Below are 24099 nucleotides of genomic sequence, written 5' to 3' on the forward strand. Positions count from 1 at the left end.
AGATTAAAATTGAATGATTTAAGAAGATTTAAATGGTTAAAAATTTCATAAAAATCAGAGAATAAGAAATTTTGGTTGTATCTTAGAAATGGTAACTTAAAATCTTTCCCTTTGATTAAACAATTACTTTTTTTTCTTTTTCTATTTTCATTTTATTCAATATCTGCACAAAATAAGTTTCAGTTTTATGGTAGTAATTCAGATAAACAGGAGGTTAAGTTTGAACTGATTAACAATCTTATTATAATACCTCTAGAAATTAATGGAAAAGAACTTTCTTTTATTTTAGATACAGGAGTGAATAAATCGATACTATTTAATCTTGCTAAGAAAGATAGTATTGGCTTAAATAATGTTAAAAAAGTATTTATTAGAGGTTTAGGAGATGGTGAACCTATAGAGGCCTTATTATCACAAGGAAATACCTTTAAGGTTAAAAATATTCTAGGAAAAAAGCAGAGTTTATACGTGATTTTAAACGATGCTTTTAACTTATCTGCAAGAATGGGTACCACTATTCATGGTATAATAGGCTACGATTTATTGAAAGATGTAATTGCTAGAGTAAATTATAATACAAAAAGAATAACATTTTATAATCCAAAGAAATATAAAAAGAAAAGATGTAGAAAGTGTGAGGTTTTCCCTCTTGAGTTTTATAGAAACAAACCCTATATAAATGTTGAAGGACAAATTGATACTACAGCTAATAAGATTACTCAATTAAAATTATTAATCGATACTGGAGGGAGTGATGCCATGTGGTTATTTGAAGATACTAAACCAGAAATTAAAACTCCAATAAAACACTTTAAAGATATTTTAGGAGAAGGTTTTAGCGGTACTATTTACGGTAATAGAAGTAAAATACCTCAAATAAAATTAGGTAGGTATTTAATTAAAGAACCTACGGTTTCTTTTTTAGATTCTACATCAACATTTAATGCCAGAAAATTTAAAGAGCGAAATGGAAGTATAGGAGGTAATATTCTAAAGCGTTTTAAAATTTGGATTGATTACCCGAACAAAGAATTTATAATTAAGAAAAACGGGTCACTCAAAGGGTTCTATTACAATATGAGTGGATTACAATTGGTTTATGATGGACAAGAATTGGTAAAAGAAAAAGCAAATACAAGTTTTAAAGATTTTTACAACTCTAATAATGATAATCAAAGAAATACAATATCGTTAATTACTACTTATCATTATAAATTTAAACCTAAATATAAAATTTCTAGGGTTGTAGAAGGTTCTCCAGCTTATAAAGCGGGATTGTTAAAAGATGATATTATAAAAACAATTAATGGTAAGGCAGCTCATACGTATACATTAGATGAAATTATAGGTTTATTTCATACGAAACCTAATAAAAAAATTAAACTAAAAGTTTTAAGAGGTGTAACAGAGCTTAAGTACGAATTCAGACTTGAGAAAAGGATATAAAAAAAGCTTCAGATTTCTGAAGCTTTTTAATTTATTTTATGATTGAAAAATGATTACTCACTATCACTCATCATACTTTTTTCTTTTGCTGGTACTGTTTTCTTAGTAACAAAACCTTTAATCTTTAACATCTTTCTTTCTCCTTTTACATCATTAGAAATAACTGTAATAGCTTTAGAAAAACCTCCAGGTTTACTAGTGTTGTAAGAAACTTCTATTTGTCCTTTTTCACCTGGCATGATTGGCTTTTCAGGTTTTTTAGGTACTGTACATCCACAAGTAGATTTAATATCTTTAATAATTAAAGGTGCTTCACCTACATTAGTAAATTCGAAAGTACGGTTTCCATCAGAACCTAAAGCTACTTTTCCATAATTAATAGTCTCAGTTTCAAATTTAAACTCTTGCGCATTTACAGTTAAAGCGATAAAACAAACTGCAAAGAATGATAAAATTGTTTTCATAATGTTAATTTAATTAGGGGTTTACACCGACTACAAAGTTATATATTATTTTTAAAGTTCAAAAAAACAACCACTAATTTTCTGTACCTCATAGATAGTTGTATTTTTGCTAACTGATTTTCAAAAACAGTGCCAAAAATAAATAGCACTATTTTTTAAGCATAAATTTTAAAGAAATATATAGTTAAGATATGAGTATTCCATCTAAATACAGCGCTAAAGAGGTAGAAGGGAAATGGTATGATTACTGGATGAAACACAATTATTTTCATTCAGAAGTAGACGAAAGAGAGCCATATACAATTGTAATTCCGCCACCAAACGTCACAGGAGTACTTCATATGGGACACATGTTGAACAATACTATTCAAGATGTGCTAATTCGTCGTGCTCGCTTACAAGGAAAAAATGCTTGTTGGGTTCCAGGTACTGACCATGCTTCTATAGCAACAGAAGCAAAAGTAGTAGCAAAGTTAAAGGAACAAGGAATCAATAAAAGTGATTTAACAAGAGAAGAATTTTTACAACATGCTTTTGATTGGAAAGATCAATATGGAGGAATTATCTTAGAGCAGTTAAAAAAACTTGGGGCTTCATGTGATTGGGAACGTACTAAGTTTACCATGGATGATGATATGAGTGAAGCGGTAATTAAAGTGTTTGTTGATTTGTACAACAAAGGCTATATCTACCGTGGATTTAGAATGGTAAACTGGGATCCTGAAGCAAAAACTACACTTTCTGATGAGGAAGTGATTTATGAAGAGCGTCAAGGAAATTTATATTATTTACAATATAATATTGTAGATTCTGATGAAAAAGTTACTATCGCTACTACACGTCCAGAAACGATTTTGGGTGATACTGCAATTTGTATCAACCCGAATGATGAGCGTTATACACATTTAAAAGGAAAGAAAGCGATTGTACCTTTATGTAATCGTGAAATTCCAATTATTGAAGATGAGTATGTAGATGTTGAATTTGGTACAGGATGTTTAAAAGTAACACCTGCCCACGACGAAAATGATAAAGTTTTAGGAGATAAACATAGCTTAGAAGTAATTGATATTTTTAATGAAGATGCTTCTTTAAATTCTTTCGGATTGCATTATGAAGGAAAAGATCGTTTTGTTGTTCGTAAAGAAATTTCAAAAGAATTAGAAGAAAAAGGATTCTTATTAAAAGTAGAGCAACATACTAACAAAGTTGGAACTTCAGAAAGAACCAAAGCAGTTATAGAACCAAGATTGTCAGATCAATGGTTCTTAAAAATGGAAGAGCTAGTAAAACCTGCCATTGAAGCTGTTTTAGGAGAAAATAGAGAAGTAAAGTTATTCCCAAGAAAATTTGAGAATACGTATCGTCACTGGATGGAAAATATTCGTGATTGGAATATTTCTCGTCAACTATGGTGGGGGCAACAAATTCCTGCGTTCTATTATGGAGACGGTAAAGAAGACTTTGTTGTAGCTGAGACTATTGATGATGCAGTAAAATTAGCCCAGGAGAAAACAGGAAATTCATCATTATCAGTGTCTGACTTAAAACAAGATCCAGATGCGTTAGATACATGGTTCTCTTCTTGGTTATGGCCAATGAGTGTTTTTGATGGAATCCGTAACCCTGAGAACGAAGAAATCAAATATTATTATCCTACAAATGACTTAGTAACTGGTCCAGATATTTTATTTTTCTGGGTAGCTCGTATGGTAATTGCAGGTTATGAATATAAAGATGAACGTCCGTTTGAAAATGTTTACTTAACAGGTTTAGTACGTGATAAGCAACGTAGAAAAATGTCTAAATCTTTAGGGAATTCACCAGATGCATTAAAATTAATAGACGATTATAGTGCAGATGGTGTTCGTGTTGGATTATTGTTAAGTTCTGCAGCTGGTAATGATTTAATGTTTGATGAAGCTTTATGTCAGCAAGGAAAAGGATTAGGAAATAAGGTTTGGAGTGCATTCTATTTAACAACGTTATGGGAAGTTTCAGAAGAAATAGAACAACCACAATCAAGTAGAATTGCTTTAGATTGGTATCAAGCAAAATTCCAAAAGACATTAGTAGAGATAGAAGATCATTATTCAAAATATCGTTTGAGTGATGTAATCATGTCTATTTACAAGTTAATTTATGATGATTTCTGCGGATGGTTATTAGAGATTGTAAAACCAAGTTATCAACAACCAATTGATGCAAAAACGTATAACGAAGTAATTGCATTATTTGAGGAAAACTTAAAGATTTTACATCCGTTTATGCCATTTATTACTGAAGAAGTTTGGCAATCGATTAAAGAAAGAACTCCAGAAGAGGCGTTAATTATTGCTAAATATCCAGAAACAAAAGAAAGCAAAGAAGCGTTAATTGCTAAGTTTGATTTTGCTTCGGAAGTAGTTTCAGGAATTAGAACAATTCGTAAAGAAAAAAATATATCGTTTAAGGAATCAATTGAATTAGCAGTAGTAAATAAAGAAGGGTTTACGAAAGAGTTCGATGCTGTTATTCAAAAATTAACCAATGCTTCAGTAATTAATTATGTAGAAGAAAAGGTTGATGGGGCAGCTTCTTTTAGAGTAAAATCTAATGAATACTTTGTTCCAATTTCTTTAGATAATATTGATGTTGAAGCTGAGTTAAAAAAGTTAAATGCTGAATTGAAAAGGGCAGAAGGTTTCTTAACAGGAATTCAAAAGAAATTATCTAATGAACGTTTTGTGAGCAATGCACCAGAACAAGTAATTACTCTAGAGCGTAAAAAAGAATCGGATACTTTAGCTAAGATTGAAACAATTAAAGCAAGTTTAGCTTCTTTACAATAGAAGTTTAACTTTGTTAAAATAAAAAACGCCAATGAAATTTCATTGGCGTTTTCTTTTTAATATTTAGTTTTAATTTCTGTCAATAATATCACCAGAACCAATAGAGTTTGAATCTATATATTTTGGTTTCCCTTTGTAATATACACTTCCAGAACCTACAACATTTGCTTTAATTTTATTAGAAACAGTAGTTGTAATACTACCTGAGCCAGCAATGTTAGCTTTTAAACTTTCAGCTTGTAGTTTGTATGCTTTTACACTTCCAGAACCAGCAATAGAACATTTAAAACTATTGGTGTTACCTCTTAATTTAATGTTTCCAGAACCACCAATAGAAGCTTTAACAGTAGATGCATCTACATCTGCTAAAATGTTTCCAGAACCACCTAAACTAAAAGAAACATCATCGGCTTTAATTCTTTTTTCAACTTTAACATTACCAGACCCTCCTAAAGAAACCCCTTCTATACTTTCAAAAGGTACTGTAACTAATAATTTTCTTGTAGTTCTAACATTAGTGTTTTCTTTGAATTTGATTTTTAAAGTTCCTCTTTTTACTTCTGTTTCTATGTAAGGAAGGATGTTTTCTTCTCCTTCAAGAGTAATTTTTCCTTCTTTACCATCTACTAAATCAACATCAAAAGAACCACCAACGCTTACTTTATCAAAGTTATCTACAGTTCTAGTTATTGTTGTAACGTTTCCATTTCCTCTTACTTTTTTTGAATTCCACCAACTTTGTGAATTCATTGTAATAGCTGTAAAAGCTAATACGAAGGTTAAAATTTGTTTTCTCATTGTTTGATTTTTGAATTTTATTGAGTTTTAATTTCTATATTTAGCACTATAATCCCCTTTAAATATGTATAAAGTTATTTACTTTGCATTTTGTTTTTTTTCCCTATTTTTTATTGATAGTGGTAATTCTATCATAGAAATGATTCTAAAAATAGGAGCACTTTTATCTCTTTCTTTTTTATATTTAGATCAGGCAAAGAAAATTAATAATTGGTACCTTATTATCTTATTAAGTTCTATTGCTTCAGACGCCTTTTTAATTTTTGATAGTAACTTTTTACTTATAGGTTCTTTACTTCTTCTTTTAAATAGAATACTGTATATTGTTATTACAAGAAGAGCTTTATTCGATACAAAAACAGGAACATTATTAATTTACTTTATTCCTTGTTTACTCTTATTTTTTATAATATATGCTTTGTTGAAACCTTATGTTGAACAAATTAATATTAGTTTTATTTTACTAGGAATTACCTCTGCTGTAGCTATTTTGTTTTCATTTTTAAATTACTTAAATAGAATGAATAAGCAGAATTTATTCTTTTTATTTGGGATTTTACTTATTGTTTTTTCTGATGTTTTAAGCGCTTACAATAAGTTTTTAGATTATCATTTGTATTATGTAATTATTTATACAGTCATGTTTTATTTAGCTCGTTATTTAATTTGCAGATCTATGATTTTACAGAAAAAATAATTAATCGATAATCTTTAAAGAAACTCCACCGTAACTAGATTTTATGGTAACTTTTGAATTTGAATTTCCTTTACCAAAAGTACCTTTGTAATATTTCTTAGTAGTTTTTTTTATTCGTTTAATCATTTCTACATTATCATCTGGATAACTAAAACCAGCGTATCCTAAATTTATCACGAAATCAAAGTTATTATCTTCACTAGTACCTAATTTAATACCAGCATAACTACCATCAATATCTACACTTTCAAAGCCTTTGGCGATATTGTTAACTCTAACACCTCCGTAATCGGTATTAATTTTTAAATTCTTGGTAACTGTTCCTATTTTAATACCTGCATAATCTGAGTTTCCAATAATGTCTTCTGCATTGTTAATTCTAATACTTCCGTAGTCACTATTAAAGTTTACGCTGGTTGCGTTTCCTACTTGAATACCTGAATAGTCGGCATTTACTTTTACAGCATTAGTTTCTTTAACTTTTAGCTTAGAATAATCTACATTAATGTTTCCTGATTTCATGTAGTTAATTTCTGAAGTAGAGCAGTAATCTAAATCAATCGTATTACTTTCGTTTTTTAGTTGATCAATTTCAATTTTACCATAGTCACAATTAATATTGGCTTTTCCTTCTAAAACATCTAAATCTATATTTCCGTATTTATTATGAAAATCGGCATTGTTCGTTTTAGGCATTTTTACAAAGTAATTAATCTTGTAATTGGTATTGTTGTTATTACCCCAGAATGACCAGTTTGATTTAGTACTTTCAATAATTGTTCTAGCTTCAACAAGGCTTTTTGTAGCTTCAAATTGAATTTTAATACTCTTTAGTTTGTCCTCAACTTTATCAGCATTATTACCTTTTACAGTAATTTTTACGGTAATATCTACTTTATCTTCATTCCAAGTAGTTACATTTAAATTACCATATTTGTTTTTTAAATACACCGTTGCATTTTCATTTACAGAAAAAACTTTATGAACGGTTTTTGTTTTTTCGTGTTTTTTGGTTGGTGTGTTGTTTGCAACTCCTACGAAAGGAAGCAACATTATAAATAAGATATTAAATAATTTCATCGAATTGAGTTTGAATTTTTGCTGGATTATCATTTTTTAACAGAAATAATAAATCTTGTAAAAGTGTTAATCGTCTTTGGTAATTGTCTATCATTGCTTGAATGATACTTATTTTATTGTCGTTTGTATTAAGTTCTGCAATAAATACATTGTATTGCTCTTCGAGTTCTTCAAGTTTATCTAAGGTATTTTCAATAATAGATTCTGTATCTATATTTCGATACTTTTCAATTTCTTTTAATTCTTGATTTATCGTATTAACAAAAAAGCTTTGTGCTTCGGCCATTTTAGGAGATACATCAGATAAATCGTATTGACTTTTCTGTTGAAAACTTCCCAGATAAAACCCTAATAATAAAATTACTGAAGCGGCAATACTCATCCATTTCCAAGAAATTGTTTTTACTTTTTTAGGAGTATTTAATTTACGCTGAAAACGTTCTAAATGACCTGAATGAGGCTCGTGTATGTCAAAGTCATTTTCGCTAAAAAACTGATGTAATTTATCGTCCATATACTTGTGTTTTATTAGTGTTAACAAGTAAAACTTGCTTTAATTTTTTCTTGGCTCTAGATATAGTTGTTCTTACATTTTCGTTAGAATAATTTAAAATTTGAGCAATCTCTTCATAATCATACCCTTCAATTAAATTAAGTGTTAAAACAATTCGATAATTATCTTTTAAATTATTAATAGTGCTCAACACTTTTTTAGCTTCTAAAGAGCTATAATCTATATTGGTTATTTCTTCAGTTTCATAGTTCGGAATTACTTCCATTTTTACTTCATCGTAGCGATTATTCTTTTTTAATTGTGTTAAACTTTTGTTTATTACAATACGTTTCAACCAAGCTCCAAATGTAACTTCGCCTTTAAAAGTATGAAGTTTGGTAAAAGCTGTTAAAAAAGCTTCTTGCATTAAATCTTCAGCTTCAAACTCGTCTTTTAAAATTCTAAAAGCAGAGTTATACATCGCTTTATAATAGCTTTTATACACTTGCATTTGTGCATTGCTATCATTTGATTTACAGCGTTTGATTAGTTGGTTGATATGTGTCTTTTGTGATTCTAAAGAAATCATTCTATTGTAATGACAAGTTACTTTTTAACTTGTGACAGTTTTTAAGAATAAAAATACTTTTTTATTTTCTTTTAGCGGCTTTTCTAATGGTTTTGTAGGTTAAGTTGTTGTAAATAAAGATGTTGGTTGGTTAGTGTTAAATCCTATTTTAGCGTTAGGAAATTTGATGTCAAAATATGTATATTTGGCACAATGGTTAACAAAGTAAAAATCATAGAGTGTCCTAGAGATGCAATGCAAGGTATTAAGAGTCATTTTATACCTACAGAAGCTAAAGCTAAGTATATTAATGCATTACTAAAAGTAGGTTTCGATACTATAGATTTTGGGAGCTTTGTTTCACCAAAGGCAATTCCTCAAATGAAAGATACTGCCGATGTTTTATCTAAATTAGATTTATCATCAACAACCAGTAAGCTTTTAGCAATTGTTGCTAATGTAAGAGGAGCCAATGATGCATCGCAATTTGAAGAAATAGATTATTTAGGATATCCGTTTTCTATTTCAGAAAATTTTCAAATGCGTAATACACATAAAACAATAGAACAGTCTATTGATACGTTAAAAGAAGTATTATCTATAGCCAATAGAACTAACAAAGAAGTTGTAGCGTATTTATCAATGGGATTTGGAAATCCGTACGGAGATCCATGGAATGTAGAAATTGTTGCTGATTGGACAGAAAGATTATCCAAAATGGGAGTGAAAATACTTTCATTGTCAGATACTATTGGAAGTTCTAAGCCAGAGGATATAACATACCTATATTCTAATTTAATTCCAGCGTATCCAGAAATTGAGTTTGGTGCGCATTTGCATACAACACCAAATGCTTGGTTCGAAAAAGTAGATAGTGCTTATAAAGCTGGTTGTAAACGCTTTGATGGAGCGATAAAAGGATATGGAGGTTGCCCAATGGCAAAAGACGAATTAACAGGAAATATGCCAACTGAAAAATTAATTTCGTATTTTACAGCCGAAAAAGCAGATGTTAATATTAAACCAATGAGCTTTGAAAGTGCTTATAATAAGGCTTTAGAAGTGTTTTAGAATGAAATTTAAGTTAGTTTACATAGCGTTACTTTTTTCCATTTCGGTTTCTTTCGCATCGCGAAAAGAAAAAGTTTTTGGTACTTGGAAAGTAAGAAACGGTGTGTTAATAAAAAATTCTTCACCTAAATCTGAATTGGCCGCCGATTATTGGAAGGAATTCTATTACATTTTTCCTAAGAATATTTGTAGAAAATATATTAGAGAAATTGTATTAATGACAGATGGAGTTGATGAAAAAACAGGAGCCTTAGTAGCTTTAAACAGTAGAAATACTCAGTGGAGATTAGTTATTGATATTAATGATGTAGATTTTAAAACAAAAAATAAAAAAAGATTATACGAATCTATTTATACTTATGTTCACGAATTTGGCCATTTATTAACATTAAATAGTTCTCAAGTAAAACCTACACTTAAAAAAGAGCAGGCAGAAGGAGAACCTTATATTAATGAAGAAGGGCAAGCGTATAAAAACAGTTATATCAATAAATTTGTAGGTAAGTTTTGGAAAGGAAAATTACTTAAAGAGTGGGATGTTATTCAAGATAAATATTGTTACATAGAACAAGAAAGTTGTATAGATAAGTTATACGATTTATATATGGATAACTTCACCGAATTCTTAACAGATTATGCTGCAGAAAGTCCAGAAGAAGATATTGTTGAAAGCTGGACAGCTTTTGTTTTAAGAGGAAAAGTAAAAAAGCCTAAAACAATAGCACAGCATAAAATTAATTTCTTCTATCAATATCCTGAGTTAGTTGCTTTTCGAAAGCATATTAAACTAAAAACAAGAAAATACCTGCATTAAACTACTCTTAAGCATTGTATTTTAGCTTCAATCGAATTTAAATTCTTATATTAATGTGAATTTTGTTGATGAGTGAAGTATGAAGCAAAAGATTCTATTATTATTTACTGTATTATTTTCTAGCACATTTTTTTGTCAGTCAAATCAAGAAACAAAACTGATAGGAAAATGGAAGGTTTTTAATGGGGAAATTGAAAATAAAAAAAGTAAGTATACAGCTAGAGCAAAAGAAGAATGGAAGCGTTTTTATACGATATTTCCCAAAAAACTTACCAATAAATACATTAAAAAAATTGTACTAATTTCTGACGGATTGGATGAAAAAACAGGAGCGTTAGGAGCGCTTACGGTAGAAAATAACAAATGGGAATTAGTATTAGATACTATTGATGTAAATTTTAAGACTAAAGACACTTATCGTTTACATCAGTCTGTATATACATTAGTGCATGAGTTTGGTCATTTACTAACGCTTAATAAAGAACAAGTAGTTCCTTCGTATAAAGAATTTCAAGAAGAAGGTGGGCCTTATTTAACAGAAGAAGGAGAAGCAAAAAAAAATAGTTATATAAATCTTTTTGTAAAGAAGTTTTGGACTCAAAAACTACTAAAAAGGTGGGATGAAATTAAAGAAACTCATAAATATGACTCTAAAAAAATGGTAGATGAGTTGTTTGTGTTCTACCAAAATAATAAAGATGTTTTTTTAACCGATTATGCTGCTGAGAGTCCTGAAGAAGATATTGCAGAAAGTTGGACAGCCTTTGTGTTAAAAGATAGAGTAGAAAACCCGTTAACTATTGCCGAAGAAAAAATAAACTTCTTTTATCAATTTTCTGTTTTAATAAATTATCGAAAAATAATTAGAAAAAACACACGTAAATATCTTCAGCAGAATTTGTAATTTTGGTTGCATTAAAAGCTTTGCTAAATGAAATTTTTAAAATTTACAATTTACTCACTACTATTTGCAGTAGTATTTGCATGTTCTTCAACAAAGAATAAACAATCAACTAATAGCCAATATACATTTACTAAAAAAGAAGGAAATCAATATTTTACCTTATTGCAGTTAAATGACGTCTATGAAATAGCTCCTATACAAGGAGGAAAATATGGAGGTATGGCAAGAGTAGAAACTGTGCATAAAAACTTGCTTAAAGAAAATCCGAATACAATGTTAGTGTTGGCAGGAGATTTTTTAAATCCATCTTTAATAGGAACAATGAAGGTAGATGGATCTAGAGTGCGAGGAAAACAAATGGTAGAAGTTATGAATGCAATGAATTTTGATTTAGTTGCTTTCGGAAATCACGAATTTGATTTGAGTTACATTAATTTACAAGAAAGATTAAACGAAAGTAATTTCGATTGGCTTTCGGCAAATGTATTACATAATAAAGATGGTAAGCACCATTATTTTTATAAAGTAAAAGGAGGGAAGAAGCAAAATACGTTCGATTCCTATATTAAAGAATTTAAAAATTCAGATGGTACAATTACTAAAATAGGCTTTATAAGTGTTTGTATTCCTTCAAACCCTAAAAGTTATGTGTATTATGGAGATATGTTTGAAGAAATAAAAAGATCATATAACGAAATAAAAGGGAAAGTAGATTTCGTAGTAGGTTTAACTCATTTAACGATAGCTCAAGATAAAAAAGTGGCAGAAATGTTACCAAATGTTCCATTAATAATGGGAGGACATGAGCATACTAATAGTTATGATAAAGTAGGTGATGTTTTAATTACAAAAGCTGATGCTAATGCTAAAACAGTATATGTTCATAGATTAGAATACAACCCTATTACAAAAAAAGTAAATATAAAATCTGAATTAAAAGAGATTAATGAATCTATTAAAGATGATGAAAAAGTAGCGGAAGTAGTAAATAAATGGCAAAAGATTCTATCAGCTAAGATAAAAGAAGTTGTAACTAAACCAAATGAAGTTATTTATGTTGCAAAAGAACCATTAGATGCTAGAGATACTCCGATAAGAAGTATTCAAACAAATATGGGAGAAGTGGTTACTAAAGCTATGGGATATGCGTTTAATAATGAAGTAGATTGTTCTTTAGTAAATGGAGGCTCTATTAGAATAGATGATAAATTATCTGGTGATATTACAGCTGTAGATATTTTTAGAGTTTTACCTTATGGTGGGCCTATACTCAAAGTAGAAATTAAAGGTAGTTTATTAAAAAAAGTATTAGATTATGGTTTAAAAGCTGCGGGTACTGGTGCTTATTTACAAAGAGATAAAGTAACAAGAGAAGGAGATGAGTGGTTGATAAACAACGCTAAGATTAACAATAACAAAATATACAAAGTTGCTTTTTCAGATTATCTTTTAAAAGGGTTTGATATTCCATTTTTATCAGATAAAAATCCAGAAGTAATCAATATTTATACACCAACTAAAAGAGAAGTTGCTTCAGACATACGTAAGGCAGTAATTGAGTATTTAAAGACATTATAAGTCGATTAAGTTATTTTTACTTAAAATAAATCTAAATAAAACTTGCTTATTTAGAATAGTTCTATAAATTTGCAGAAAATTTATCAAAACTAAATCTAAATAAAAAGATAATGAAAAGAGTAATTCTTTCAATGTTAGCTGTTTCAGCATTAGTAGTAACTTCATGTTCAAGTGATAGTGATGAAACTCCACAAGTTGTTGCACCAACTACCTATACTTTCGTAGGTAAAGACGGAAAATCTAATGTAAGTTTTACAGGTCAAGAAGCACGTTGGGTAATGGCTTCAGAATTAAAATCAGCTTTAGGAGGAGATACAAAAACTTTAGCACAATTAAACGAGATGTTTAAAGATGGTAAAGGTTTTGTAGGTACAATTCCTTCAAACGGAACATCTGTAAACGATAGTGGAAAAAAATTAAGAGAAACAGTAGCTTCAGCAACTAACTCTAATACAACTACAGTAGAAGAAGAAGCTTTAAGAACTAAGTTAGATGGTTATTTAGCTGCACATGCTGCAATCGATTTTAATGCGGATGCTTCTAACGGTACAGCAGGTAAATTAGAAACTGTTGGAGGAGGTAGAACAGTTTATGTTGACGCTAAAGGTTATGAAATGAACCAAGCAGTAGCTAAAACATTAATAGGTTCTGTTTTTGTAGACCAAATTGTAAATAAGTATGTATCAGAAGGACTTATTAATGAATCTATTGCAGGTAATAATACAGGAACTCCTCACAAAGATAATGCAGATAATAACTACACATCTTTACAACATTATTGGGATGAGGCTTATGGGTACACATTTGGTTTAGAGACTACTCCAGCTACACCAGTTAATGACTCTTCTAACAGAAAAGGATTCTTAAATTCTTATTTAACAAGCGTAGATGGTGATCCTAAATTTAATGTATTTGATGAAATATACGATGCATTTAAATTAGGAAGAGCAGCTATCGATGCTAAGCAATATGATGTGGTTCATGCGCAAGCTAAAATTATTAGAGAAAACGTATCTTTAGTAATTGGTGTTATGGCTGCGCATTATTTACAAAAAGGTAAGGGAGTTAAAAATCCAGATAGTTTACATGCTTTATCTGAGGCGGTTGGATTTGTTCAATCTCTACGTTTTGCACATGTTAACGGAGTTCAAATTCCTCAAAACAGTGTAGATCAATCTTTAGCTCCGTTAGCTAATTTATGGACAGTTACTGATGCACAGTTAGATCAAGTTGCTGGAATTATAGCACAACAATTTGGTTTTAATGTTGAAGATGTAATTGATTTAAAAAATTAATTTACAACTTATATAAAATTAAGATAGCTATGTATTTTTACATGGCTATTTTTTTATATTTTTGTGGCTTTATTTAGATTAATAAAAAATTAATATTCATAAAAATGAAAAGAATACTATATATATGCTTACTATTGTTAGTTATAGCTTGTGGTTCAAGTAACGATGATCCTGGAACATCGAACCCAGATAATTTTAACAGAAAAGAAATGCTAACATTTTGGGCAGATCAAGTAATTATTCCAGGTTATTCAGATTTTACTCAAAAAACAAACTCTTTAAAAGATGCAGTATTAAGTTTTACAGCTACTCCAAGTACAGCTAATTTAACTACTGCTAGAAATGCTTGGAAAGAGGCATATATTACTTGGCAAAAAGTATCGTTATTTCAAATAGGAAAAGCACAAGAATTAAATATGGTAGGAAATATGAATACAATTCCTACAAATGCTACTTTAATAGATTCTTATGCTAAATCTGGTAGTTATAATTTAGAATCGCCAAATCTTATTGGTGTTCAAGGTTTTCCTGCTTTAGATTATTTATTAAACGGTATAGGAACCGACCAAGAAACAATTACATTTTATACTACTGCAACCGATGCAGCTAAGTTTAAAAAGTATTTAGAAGATATAACTAACAGATTATACAATTTAACGAAGCAAGTTTCTGATGATTGGAAAGGAAGTTACAGACAATCTTTTATAGATAATGATGGGTATACAATTTCTAGTAGTGTAGATAAAATGGTGAATTTTTATGTGATACCGTTTTACGAGAAACAATTAAGAGATGCTAAAATTGCGAATCCTTCAGGTGCAAAAACAGGTATTACAGATGTTAAATTAGTAGAAGCATATTACACTAAAAATATATCAAAAGAGTTATTTACAACTGCTATGTTAGCCACAAAAAACTTTTTTAAAGGTGTTGGATATAATGGAAATACAGGTAAAAGCTTACAACAATATTTAGAGTTTTTAAACAGAAAAGATTTATCAGATTTAATAAATACTAAGTTTAATGATATTGATCAAAAAGCGAGTTTATTAAAAGATAATTTTGAAGATCAAATTCAAAACGAGAGAGCAGTGTTTTTAAATACTTACGATGCAATGCAAGCGTTATTAAAAAGCTTTAAACCCGATATGTTTAGTGCATTAAGTATCAAGAATACTTCGACAGATTCTGATAATGATTAAAACATTAGAAAAATATTTTCAAAAAAATACGGAAGCTGCTCCACTTGCAGTATTTCGTATTTTTTTTGGTTTTATGATGTTTGGTAGTTTAATCCGATTTTGGTCTAAAGGTTGGATTAAAGAACTTTACATAGAACCTAAATTTTTCTTCTCTTTTTATGGTTTTGAATGGGTAAAACCATTAGGCAATTATACATATATAATATTTATTGTTTGTGGAATTGCATCACTAATGATAGCTATAGGTTACAAGTATAGATTGGCAATTATAGCTTTCTTTTTAAGCTTTACCTATATTGAATTAATGGATAAAACTACTTATTTAAATCACTATTACTTTATTAGTTTAGTAAGTTTTATCTTAATTTTTTTACCTGCAAACGCTTATTTTTCTGTGGATGCGAAGCAAGATAAAAGTCTAGCCTTTCAGAAAATTCCGAATTGGAGTATAGATAGCATCAAGTTAATGTTAGCTATTGTTTATTTTTATGCAGGTTTAGCAAAGTTAAATTCCGATTGGTTATTTAGAGCCTCACCCTTAAATATATGGCTACCTGTACAATATGACTTACCTTTGGTAGGTTCTTTTATGACAAAAAAATGGTTTCATTTTGCTATGAGTTGGGCAGGTACATTATATGATTTAGCAATCCCATTTTTATTACTATACAAAAGAACAAGGTTATTAGCCTTTGCTATGGTAGTAGTTTTTCATGTATTTACTAGAATATTATTTCCAATAGGAATGTTTCCTTATATAATGATTGTAAGTACGTTAATATTTTTTGATAACAAGTTACACCATAAAATCCTTCAAACAATTGCTAATGTTTTTAAAATATCAAAATCGTATTTCGATAATAGTAAAACATTGTTTTATTCTACTAAACAAAAAATTACAGTTAACATATTAGCGGTATTTTTTATTATTCAATTACTATTTCCGTTTAGGTATTTATTATATCCAGGAGAATTATTTTGGACAGAAGAAGGCTATCGTTTTTCGTGGAGAGTTATGTTGATAGAAAAAGCAGGATTTACAGAATTTAAAGTAGTAGATGCCAAAACCAAACAACAGTTTTATATAGATAACGGAGATTTCTTAACAAAACTGCAAGAAAAACAAATGAGCTTTCAACCAGATTTTATATTAGAATATGCTCATTTTTTAGGAGATACATTTAAAGAATTAGGAATGAAAGAACCTCAAGTGTTTGTAGATAGTTATGTAACACTTAACGGAAGATTAAGTTCTCAATTTATAAATCCAACAATAGATTTATACCAACAAAAAGAAAGTTTTAAACATAAAAATTGGATTATTCCATTTAATCATGAAATTAAAATTAAAGGACTGTAGTATACTTTACATATTGTTTTTTTCAATGCAAAGTATAATTGCTCAATATACTATTTCAGGTAGAATAGTTGATAATACCGGTAAACCAATTAATAACGTAGAAGTTTATAATGCTTCTGGAGGTGAATTAGCAACAACTAATGACTTGGGTATTTATCAAACTAAGAAATTAAAATCGGGCAAATACAAATTAGTCTTTTTCTCATATAATTACGATATTAAAGAACAAATAATTATTGTAAATAACGAGAATTTAAAAGTAAACATTACACTTTCAAAATTAGGAGAAGAACTTTCTGAAGTTGTCATAAATCAACGAAGAAAGAAAGTATTTGCTTTAAAAAGATTGAAAGAAGTAGAAGGTACAGCAATATACGCAGGTAAGAAAACCGAAGTTGTTTTATTAGGAGAGAGTATTAGTAACAAAGCAGCTAATAATGCACGTCAAATTTATAGTCAAGTTGTTGGATTGAATATTTACGAAAATGACGATGCCGGTTTACAGTTAAATATTGGTGGTAGAGGATTAGATCCAAATAGAACATCAAATTTTAATACTCGCCAAAACGGGTATGATATTAGTGCTGATGTTTTAGGGTATCCAGAAAGTTATTATACACCACCAGCTGAAGCTTTAAAGGAAATTCAAATTGTAAGAGGAGCAGCTTCTTTACAATACGGAACTCAATTTGGTGGATTGTTAAACTTCAAGTTTAAAGAGCCTAATAAAAACAAAGATTTTGAATTAATTACTCGTCAATCTGTAGGTTCATTTGGTTTATTTAATACATTTAATAGTGTTGGAGGGACAGTAGACAATACAGGTTATTATGGATATGTGAATTATAAGAGAGGAGATGGATTTAGACCAAACTCTCAATTCAATTCAATTAACGTTTATGGTCATATTGATCATAAATTAAGTGATAAAACCACATTAACTGTTGAAGCCACTTACCTAAACTATTTAGCAAAACAAGCAGGAGGATTAACCGATGCAATGTTTAATGAAACCCCATTACAAAGTAATAGAACAAGAAATTGGTTTCGAGTAAATTGGAATTTATGGTCTGTTAAGTTAGACCATAAATTTACAGAAGATTCTAAATTAAGTGTAAATCTTTTTGGATTAGATGCTTCCAGAAAAGCCGTTGGATTTAGAGGAAATTATAAATCTAAAAATGTAAATCCAATTAGTTATGTAGATGAAATTCTTGCAGATGGAAATTATGCTACAAGAGACTTAATTGTAGGGAATTACAAAAATTGGGGAACAGAGATTCGTTTTTTATCTAAATATGCTTTTAAAGGAAATGAGAATACATATTTAATAGGAGCAAAGTATTACAAAGCCAATAATTCAGAAAGACAAGGTCCAGGAACAAAAGGAGTAGATGCTAACTTTAATTTTACGAATGAAGAAGAATATATTTCTTCAAACTTTAGGTTTCCAAATACAAATGTCGCTCTTTTTGGTGAGCATATTTTTAAATTTTCTGATAAATTTTCTATCACACCAGGTTTCCGTTTAGAATATATTAAAACAGAAAGTAACGGTGATTTTAAAACAATTTTATGGAATAATGGCGATTTACAAACTGGAGTTCCTTTACCAAACGGAATAAATACATTTAGAGACGATAGAATAAAAGAAAGAAGTTTTGCTTTATTCGGTATTGGAGCAAGTTATAAACCAACTAAGTCGTTAGAGATTTATGCTAATGTATCTCAAAATTATCGATCGGTAACTTTTAATGATATCCGTACGGTAAGTCCAACCTTTAAAGTAGATGAAAATATTGATGATGAAAAAGGAGGTACAGCTGACTTAGGAGTTAGAGGAAGATTTAAAAATATACTTACTTACGATGTTAGTGGTTTTGCGTTATTTTATAACAAACGCATTGGTGTTTTTTGGGTAAGTAGTGGACCTGATACTGGAGATAGGTTAAGAACAAATATTGGTGATGCTTTTATATATGGGCTAGAAAGTTTTGCAGACGTAAGTTTATCGAATTTATTTAAGTTTTCTTCCAAAGATATAGCGTTAAATTATTTTGTAAACCTTGCGTTAACAAAGTCAGAATACACAAAATCGTTAGAGAAATCTGTAGTAGGAAACCAAGTAGAATTTATTCCTAATGTAAATTTAAAAACAGGAGTAAAATTTGGGTATAAAAATTTTTTAAGCAGTGTACAATTCACGCATTTATCAGAGCAACAAACAGATGCGAGTCATGCTAACCAATCAGATTTAGTTGGTACTCCTAGTTTTGGAGCTGTAGGTACGATACCAGCATATTCAATTGTAGACGCTTCTTTTTCATATTCATATAAAAAATGGAAGTTAGAAACAGGAATTAATAACCTATTAAATGAAAGTTACTTTACACGAAGAGCTACAGGATATCCTGGACCAGGAATTATACCATCAGCTCCAAGAAGTTATTATGTAACGCTTCAATTCAAATTATAAACTAAATAGCACAATTAAGAATTATATATCATGAAAAAAATAATATCAATTTTAGTCCTAGCAGTTTTGTTTACAGCTTGTAAAAAGGAACAAAAAAAGGAAGAGAAAAAGCAGGAAGAAGTAAATGTATATACGCATCGTCATTATAAAGCAGATCAAGAACTGTTTGCTCAGTTCGAAAAAGAAACTGGAATAAAAGTAAACGTTGTAAATGCAAAAGCCGATGAGTTAATGCAAAAAATGACAGTAGAAGGAGAACAATCTCCAGCAGATGTTTTAATAACTGTGGATGCAGGTCGTTTGGTAAGAGCAAAGAACAAAGGATTATTACAAGGAGTTAAATCAGAGTTTTTAGACAAAACGATTCCATCTCACTTAAAAGATGTTGATAACAATTGGTTTGCTTTAACTAAAAGAGCACGTGTTATTGTGTACAATCCAGAAAAAGTAACCCCCGAAGAGTTAACAACGTATGAAGCATTAATAGATGATAAATGGAAGAAGAAAATTTTAATTCGTTCTTCAGGAAATATTTATAATCAATCGCTTTTAGCTTCTTTAATTGCTAATTTAGGAGAAGAAAAAGCTACTGAATGGGCTAAAGGAATGGTAGCAAATATGGCACGTTCACCAAAAGGAAATGATAGAGATCAGGTAAAGGCTGTAGTTGCAGGAGAAGGAGATGTTGCCGTTGTAAATACATATTATATTGGTAAATTATTAAACTCTAAAAATCCAGAAGAAGTTAAGGCTGGAGAAGGAGTAAAAATATTTTTCCCAAATCAAGAAGGCAGAGGAACACATATTAATGTGAGTGGAGCAGGAATTGCAAAGTATGCGCCTAATAAAGAAAATGCTATTAAGTTTGTAGAGTTTTTGGCAAGTAAAAAAGCGCAAGAAGTTTTTGCAAAGGCGAATTACGAATATCCAGTAAATGAAGAAGTAGCTCCATCAGAACTATTAAAATCTTGGGGAGGTTTTAAAGAAGATACGTTATCGTTAACTAAATTGGGAGAAAATAACAAAAAAGCAGTATTAGTTTTTGATAATGCTGAATGGAAGTAATTTTTTAATCATAAATACTTAGTGAAGAATTTATTTCTACATATAAAAAGAGATACAACAAAATGGTCAATAGCATTATTGACCATTGTTTTGTTTATCACAATTCCTGTTTTTACCATATTTATCAATCTGTTTTATGGACCAGGAGAAACATGGAGCCACTTGGTAAATAAGTTATTACCCAACTATGTTTCAAACTCTTTTATATTAATTGTAGGAACAAGCTTTTTAACCTTACTCTTCGGAATTTCTTCTGCGTGGATAGTATCACGTTATAAAATTCCTTTACGTAAAACTTTAGAATGGTTGTTAATTCTTCCGTTAGCAATTCCATCTTACATAACTGCCTATGCCTATGCAGGAATTTTTGATTACGGTGGAGTCGTAGAAAAACTATTCAATCTGAAAATAGATATGATGAATCATTTCGGATTGATATTCGTATTGAGTATTTCACTCTATCCATATGTATATGTCGCATCTCGAGCTTTTTTCCTAAATCAATCCAGTAATATTATTGAAGCCTCAAAATTATTGGGAGCAAGCGAAAAGAAAACTTTTTTTAAGTTAATATTACCATTAGCAAGACCTGCTTTTATTGGCGGTTTGATTTTAGTCTTAATGGAAGTTTTAAACGACTATGGAGCAGCTAAATACTACGGAATAAATACATTCACCACAGGAATATTTAGAGCTTGGTTTTCATTGGAAGAACCAGATACAGCAATATATTTATCAGCAATTTTAGTGTTAATCATATTCGTTTTAATTACACTAGAAAAGCAACAACGTAAGAGAATAGGATACTTTAATGCGACTAAAAACCATAAGCGAGTACAACGAGAATCTGTTACTTTATCAATCCGAATTATTTTTTTTGTAACCGTTTTTATTCCTGTGTTGTTAGGGTTTTTACTACCATTATTTCAATTATTATATTGGGCATACTTAACATTTACAGAAGTTTTTACTTCAGAATTTTTAAGTATTTCATTACAAAGTTTATTAATAGCATTAAGCTCAGCATTTGTAACAGTACTTTTTGCTTTATCATTATTGTTTTTTGCCAAATGGAACCGATTATCAATCATAAATATGCTAACAAAGTTCAGTGTTTTAGGATATGCAATTCCAGGAGCAGTAATTGCTGTAGGAGTTTTAATTCCGACTTTAGCAATTGATAAATGGGTGGTTACTATTTTTAGAGAGTATTTCAATTTTAAAATCGGATTTATACTGAACGGAACCATTCTGGCTTTGGTGTATGCATATACAGTCCGCTATTTAGCAGTGGCATATAACCCTATTGAAGCAAGTACTTTAAAATTAGGGAAGTCGTTGTCTGAAGCTTCAAAATTGTTAAGAAAAGGAAATATTGAAACGTTTTTCAAAATTGAATTTCCATTGTTGAAATCAGCCATTTTAAGCGCTTTTATTTTAGTATTTGTAGATGTGATGAAAGAACTTCCGTTAACATTAATACTAAAGCCCTATCATATAAACACATTGGCAGTAAAAGCCTACGAGTACGCGAGTGATGAACTAATTGCCGAAGCGGCATTACCTTCGTTATTCATTATTTTTACAGGAGTTATACCTGTATTGTTTTTAAACAGATTAATAGCTAAAGAAAACTAATAAGTGTGGAAATATTACAAGTAAAAAATCTATGTAAAACCTTTAATAAAGGAAAAGTAGAAGCGTTAATCAACGTATTTTTTTCTTTGGAGAAAGGAAACATTTTAGCTGTAGTAGGAGAGAGTGGAAGCGGAAAAACAACGTTAATTCGATTAATTGCAGGATTAGAAGTTGTGAATGAAGGGCAAATACTAATGAAAGAAAATATTATTTCTTCAAAGGAAACTTTTATCGAACCTCAGCATAGAAATGTAGGAATGGTATTTCAAGATTATGCGTTATTTCCTCATTTAACAGTTTTTGAAAATATTGCTTACGGAATTTCAAAAGATCAAAATAAAAAAGAAAGAGTTACTGAAGTTTTACAGTTGATTGGTTTATCAGGAATGGAAAAACGATATCCGCATGAACTTTCTGGTGGACAACAGCAAAGAATAGCTTTAGCTAGAGCATTAGCACCGAAACCAGAACTTTTAATTTTAGACGAGCCTTTTAGTAATTTAGATGTAATTTTAAGAAATCAATTACGAAAAGATATTCATACTATTTTAAAGCAAACCAACACTACTGCAATTTTTGTAACGCACGACATTAAAGATGCTCTAACAGTTTCAGATGAAATATTAGTATTACAAAAAGGAAATGTTTTACAATCTGGAAAAACTAAAAATGTTTACGAAAATCCAGAAGAGAGCTATGTAAAGTTACTTTTTGAAAGTATGTAATGATTTATCATTTAACAATAACTTAAAGAACCACTAAATTTATTTATGGTATATTTGCATGCAATTAATTAACAACACACTAAATTAATTGCACATGCAAGCTCATCAGTCAAAATTTGTAGGAGAAGGTTTAACATACGACGATGTATTGTTGGTTCCTGCATATTCCGAAGTACTTCCAAGAGAAGTTTCAATCCAAACAAAATTTACCAGAAATATTACGATTAATGTTCCTATTGTATCTGCTGCAATGGATACCGTTACAGAATCGGCTATGGCAATTGCTATTGCTCGTGAAGGAGGTATAGGAGTTCTACATAAAAACATGACCATTGAGCAACAAGCTCAAGAAGTTCGTAAAGTAAAACGTGCAGAAAGTGGAATGATAATCGACCCAATTACGCTATCTCTTGATGCAATCGTTTTAGATGCCAAACAAGCAATGCGTGAACATAAAATTGGAGGAATTCCAGTAGTTGATGCAGAAGGAAAACTAGTTGGTATTGTTACAAATCGAGATTTACGATTTGAAAAAGACAACGAACGCCCTATTGTTGAAGTAATGACAGCCGAAAATTTAGTTACAGTTGCTGAAGGAACTTCTTTAAAAGACGCCGAAGTTATTTTACAAGAAAACAAGATTGAAAAGTTGCCTGTTGTTAATGATGAAGATAAATTAATTGGGTTAATTACTTTTAGAGATATTACTAAATTAACACTTAAACCTACAGCCAATAAAGATTCTTATGGTCGTTTACGTGTTGCTGCTGCATTAGGAGTTACTCATGATGCTGTTGAGAGAGCAGAAGCTCTAGTAAATGCAGGAGTAGATGCTGTAATTATTGATACCGCTCACGGACATACCCAAGGAGTAGTTTCAGTATTAAAAGAAGTTAAAACCAAATTTCCTCAATTAGATGTTGTTGTTGGTAATATTGCTACTCCAGAAGCAGCTAAATATTTAGTTGAAGCTGGTGCAGATGCAGTCAAAGTTGGAATTGGACCTGGTTCTATTTGTACTACACGTGTCGTTGCAGGGGTTGGTTTTCCACAGTTTTCTGCGGTGTTAGAAGTGGCTGCCGCTATTAAAGGAAGCGGAGTTCCAGTAATTGCAGACGGAGGAATTCGTTATACAGGAGACATTCCTAAAGCGATTGCTGCTGGAGCAGACTGTGTAATGTTAGGCTCATTATTAGCTGGAACTAAAGAGTCTCCTGGAGAAACGATTATTTACGAAGGTCGTAAGTTTAAATCATATAGAGGAATGGGATCTGTCGAAGCAATGAAAAAAGGGTCTAAAGATCGTTATTTCCAAGATGTAGAAGATGATATTAAAAAATTAGTTCCAGAAGGAATTGTAGGAAGAGTACCTTATAAAGGAGAATTACAAGAAAGTATTCATCAGTTTGTAGGGGGATTACGTGCAGGTATGGGATATTGTGGTTCTAAAGATATTGAAACACTTAAGAACACAGGAAAGTTTGTACGTATTACAGCAAGCGGAATTAATGAAAGTCATCCGCATGATGTAGCTATTACTAAAGAAGCTCCAAATTATAGTAGACGATAATTATTACAGAATATATTGGAAGCC

The 24099-nt window shown here is 30.1% G+C and carries 20 protein-coding genes; 14 read left to right on the forward strand and 6 right to left on the reverse strand.

All coding sequences use genetic code 11. The features are described 5' to 3' along the window. Nucleotides 1–111: 111 nt before the first annotated feature. Nucleotides 112–1446 (forward strand): aspartyl protease family protein, encoded by a 1335-nt coding sequence (locus tag WH52_RS00190; protein WP_086028909.1) that lies wholly within the window; start codon nucleotides 112–114, stop codon nucleotides 1444–1446. A 53-nt stretch (nucleotides 1447–1499) separates the two neighbouring features. Here the strand turns inward: WH52_RS00190 and WH52_RS00195 are convergent, their stop codons facing one another. Then, nucleotides 1500–1910, reverse strand: coding sequence for a DUF1573 domain-containing protein (locus tag WH52_RS00195; protein WP_086028910.1), 411 nt, complete (start codon nucleotides 1908–1910; stop codon nucleotides 1500–1502). A 191-nt stretch (nucleotides 1911–2101) separates the two neighbouring features. On the opposite strand from WH52_RS00195, the gene WH52_RS00200 reads away from it, so the two are divergent. Beyond that, on the forward strand, nucleotides 2102–4741 hold the full coding sequence (locus WH52_RS00200) for a valine--tRNA ligase (RefSeq protein ID WP_086028911.1): 2640 nt from the start codon (nucleotides 2102–2104) through the stop codon (nucleotides 4739–4741). Between the two features lie 69 nt (nucleotides 4742–4810). Here the strand turns inward: WH52_RS00200 and WH52_RS00205 are convergent, their stop codons facing one another. Next, a complete protein-coding gene (locus WH52_RS00205; protein WP_086028912.1) occupies nucleotides 4811–5539 on the reverse strand; it encodes a head GIN domain-containing protein in 729 nt (242 codons plus the stop codon). Between the two features lie 139 nt (nucleotides 5540–5678). Between WH52_RS00205 and WH52_RS00210 the strand changes: the two genes are divergently transcribed. Continuing rightward, nucleotides 5679–6236 carry a lysoplasmalogenase family protein gene (locus WH52_RS00210; protein ID WP_158091338.1) on the forward strand — a complete coding sequence of 186 codons (558 nt, stop codon included), beginning with the start codon at nucleotides 5679–5681 and terminating at the stop codon, nucleotides 6234–6236. Here WH52_RS00210 and WH52_RS00215 read toward each other — a convergent pair whose 3' ends face one another. From WH52_RS00215 to WH52_RS00225, 3 genes are read right to left on the reverse strand one after another with little or no spacing between them, the layout of a single operon-like run. After that, a complete protein-coding gene (locus tag WH52_RS00215) occupies nucleotides 6237–7316 on the reverse strand; it encodes a hypothetical protein (protein WP_086028914.1) in 1080 nt (359 codons plus the stop codon). It abuts the gene before it with no gap. Then, a complete protein-coding gene (locus WH52_RS00220; protein ID WP_086028915.1) occupies nucleotides 7303–7830 on the reverse strand; it encodes a hypothetical protein in 528 nt (175 codons plus the stop codon). Before WH52_RS00220 ends, WH52_RS00215 begins: the two co-directional genes overlap by 14 nt. Further along, nucleotides 7820–8398, reverse strand: coding sequence for an RNA polymerase sigma factor (locus WH52_RS00225; RefSeq protein WP_086028916.1), 579 nt, complete (start codon nucleotides 8396–8398; stop codon nucleotides 7820–7822). The genes WH52_RS00220 and WH52_RS00225 overlap by 11 nt, the downstream gene beginning before the upstream one ends. Before the next feature lie 192 nt (nucleotides 8399–8590). On the opposite strand from WH52_RS00225, the gene WH52_RS00230 reads away from it, so the two are divergent. Together WH52_RS00230 and WH52_RS00235 are read left to right on the forward strand one after the other, a co-directional pair. Beyond that, the gene (locus WH52_RS00230; protein ID WP_086028917.1) at nucleotides 8591–9448 is read left to right on the forward strand and encodes a hydroxymethylglutaryl-CoA lyase; all 858 of its coding nucleotides are present in this window, start codon (nucleotides 8591–8593) and stop codon (nucleotides 9446–9448) included. A 1-nt stretch (nucleotide 9449) separates the two neighbouring features. Continuing rightward, the gene (locus WH52_RS00235; protein ID WP_086028918.1) at nucleotides 9450–10262 is read left to right on the forward strand and encodes a hypothetical protein; all 813 of its coding nucleotides are present in this window, start codon (nucleotides 9450–9452) and stop codon (nucleotides 10260–10262) included. Between the two features lie 45 nt (nucleotides 10263–10307). Here WH52_RS00235 and WH52_RS15095 read toward each other — a convergent pair whose 3' ends face one another. Further along, nucleotides 10308–10388, reverse strand: coding sequence for a hypothetical protein (locus WH52_RS15095; RefSeq protein ID WP_086028919.1), 81 nt, complete (start codon nucleotides 10386–10388; stop codon nucleotides 10308–10310). 805 nt (nucleotides 10389–11193) lie between these two features. On the opposite strand from WH52_RS15095, the gene WH52_RS00245 reads away from it, so the two are divergent. From WH52_RS00245 to guaB, 9 genes are all read left to right on the forward strand, one after another. Further along, nucleotides 11194–12744, forward strand: coding sequence for a bifunctional metallophosphatase/5'-nucleotidase (locus tag WH52_RS00245; RefSeq protein ID WP_086028920.1), 1551 nt, complete (start codon nucleotides 11194–11196; stop codon nucleotides 12742–12744). Between the two features lie 110 nt (nucleotides 12745–12854). Further along, nucleotides 12855–14039, forward strand: a complete 1185-nt coding sequence (locus tag WH52_RS00250) for a DUF4856 domain-containing protein (protein WP_086028921.1) — start codon at nucleotides 12855–12857, stop codon at nucleotides 14037–14039. Nucleotides 14040–14143: 104 nt separating this feature from the next. Continuing rightward, complete coding sequence (locus WH52_RS00255) at nucleotides 14144–15241, forward strand: imelysin family protein (RefSeq protein WP_086028922.1); 1098 nt, start codon at nucleotides 14144–14146, stop codon at nucleotides 15239–15241. Beyond that, the gene (locus WH52_RS00260) at nucleotides 15234–16601 is read left to right on the forward strand and encodes an HTTM domain-containing protein (RefSeq protein WP_198938338.1); all 1368 of its coding nucleotides are present in this window, start codon (nucleotides 15234–15236) and stop codon (nucleotides 16599–16601) included. Before WH52_RS00255 ends, WH52_RS00260 begins: the two co-directional genes overlap by 8 nt. Before the next feature lie 25 nt (nucleotides 16602–16626). Beyond that, the gene (locus WH52_RS00265; RefSeq protein WP_233131484.1) at nucleotides 16627–19077 is read left to right on the forward strand and encodes a TonB-dependent receptor domain-containing protein; all 2451 of its coding nucleotides are present in this window, start codon (nucleotides 16627–16629) and stop codon (nucleotides 19075–19077) included. 30 nt (nucleotides 19078–19107) lie between these two features. After that, nucleotides 19108–20142, forward strand: a complete 1035-nt coding sequence (locus tag WH52_RS00270) for a Fe(3+) ABC transporter substrate-binding protein (RefSeq protein ID WP_086028924.1) — start codon at nucleotides 19108–19110, stop codon at nucleotides 20140–20142. 21 nt (nucleotides 20143–20163) lie between these two features. Further along, the gene (locus tag WH52_RS00275; RefSeq protein WP_086028925.1) at nucleotides 20164–21780 is read left to right on the forward strand and encodes an ABC transporter permease; all 1617 of its coding nucleotides are present in this window, start codon (nucleotides 20164–20166) and stop codon (nucleotides 21778–21780) included. A 5-nt stretch (nucleotides 21781–21785) separates the two neighbouring features. Beyond that, nucleotides 21786–22505: an ABC transporter ATP-binding protein gene (locus WH52_RS00280; protein ID WP_233131485.1), complete on the forward strand. Its 720-nt coding sequence runs from the start codon at nucleotides 21786–21788 to the stop codon at nucleotides 22503–22505. A 94-nt stretch (nucleotides 22506–22599) separates the two neighbouring features. Then, entirely contained in the window at nucleotides 22600–24075 is a 1476-nt protein-coding gene (guaB, locus tag WH52_RS00285; RefSeq protein ID WP_086029379.1) for an IMP dehydrogenase, read from the forward strand. Nucleotides 24076–24099: the final 24 nt, after the last annotated feature.

This window comes from Tenacibaculum holothuriorum, assembly GCF_002120225.1.
GTDB classification, from domain to species: Bacteria; Bacteroidota; Bacteroidia; order Flavobacteriales; family Flavobacteriaceae; genus Polaribacter; species Polaribacter holothuriorum.

Coding starts and splice junctions, on each gene's coding strand:
- WH52_RS00195 (WP_086028910.1), bottom strand. CDS start 1,910: ATGAAAACAATTTTATCATTCTTTGCAGTTTGTTTTATCGCTTTAACT.
- WH52_RS00200 (WP_086028911.1), top strand. CDS start 2,102: ATGAGTATTCCATCTAAATACAGCGCTAAAGAGGTAGAAGGGAAATGG.
- WH52_RS00205 (WP_086028912.1), bottom strand. CDS start 5,539: ATGAGAAAACAAATTTTAACCTTCGTATTAGCTTTTACAGCTATTACA.
- WH52_RS00210 (WP_158091338.1), top strand. CDS start 5,679: ATGATTCTAAAAATAGGAGCACTTTTATCTCTTTCTTTTTTATATTTA.
- WH52_RS00215 (WP_086028914.1), bottom strand. CDS start 7,316: ATGAAATTATTTAATATCTTATTTATAATGTTGCTTCCTTTCGTAGGA.
- WH52_RS00220 (WP_086028915.1), bottom strand. CDS start 7,830: ATGGACGATAAATTACATCAGTTTTTTAGCGAAAATGACTTTGACATA.
- WH52_RS00225 (WP_086028916.1), bottom strand. CDS start 8,398: ATGATTTCTTTAGAATCACAAAAGACACATATCAACCAACTAATCAAA.
- WH52_RS00230 (WP_086028917.1), top strand. CDS start 8,591: ATGGTTAACAAAGTAAAAATCATAGAGTGTCCTAGAGATGCAATGCAA.
- WH52_RS00235 (WP_086028918.1), top strand. CDS start 9,450: ATGAAATTTAAGTTAGTTTACATAGCGTTACTTTTTTCCATTTCGGTT.
- WH52_RS00245 (WP_086028920.1), top strand. CDS start 11,194: ATGAAATTTTTAAAATTTACAATTTACTCACTACTATTTGCAGTAGTA.
- WH52_RS00250 (WP_086028921.1), top strand. CDS start 12,855: ATGAAAAGAGTAATTCTTTCAATGTTAGCTGTTTCAGCATTAGTAGTA.
- WH52_RS00255 (WP_086028922.1), top strand. CDS start 14,144: ATGAAAAGAATACTATATATATGCTTACTATTGTTAGTTATAGCTTGT.
- WH52_RS00260 (WP_198938338.1), top strand. CDS start 15,234: ATGATTAAAACATTAGAAAAATATTTTCAAAAAAATACGGAAGCTGCT.
- WH52_RS00265 (WP_233131484.1), top strand. CDS start 16,627: ATGCAAAGTATAATTGCTCAATATACTATTTCAGGTAGAATAGTTGAT.
- WH52_RS00270 (WP_086028924.1), top strand. CDS start 19,108: ATGAAAAAAATAATATCAATTTTAGTCCTAGCAGTTTTGTTTACAGCT.
- guaB (WP_086029379.1), top strand. CDS start 22,600: ATGCAAGCTCATCAGTCAAAATTTGTAGGAGAAGGTTTAACATACGAC.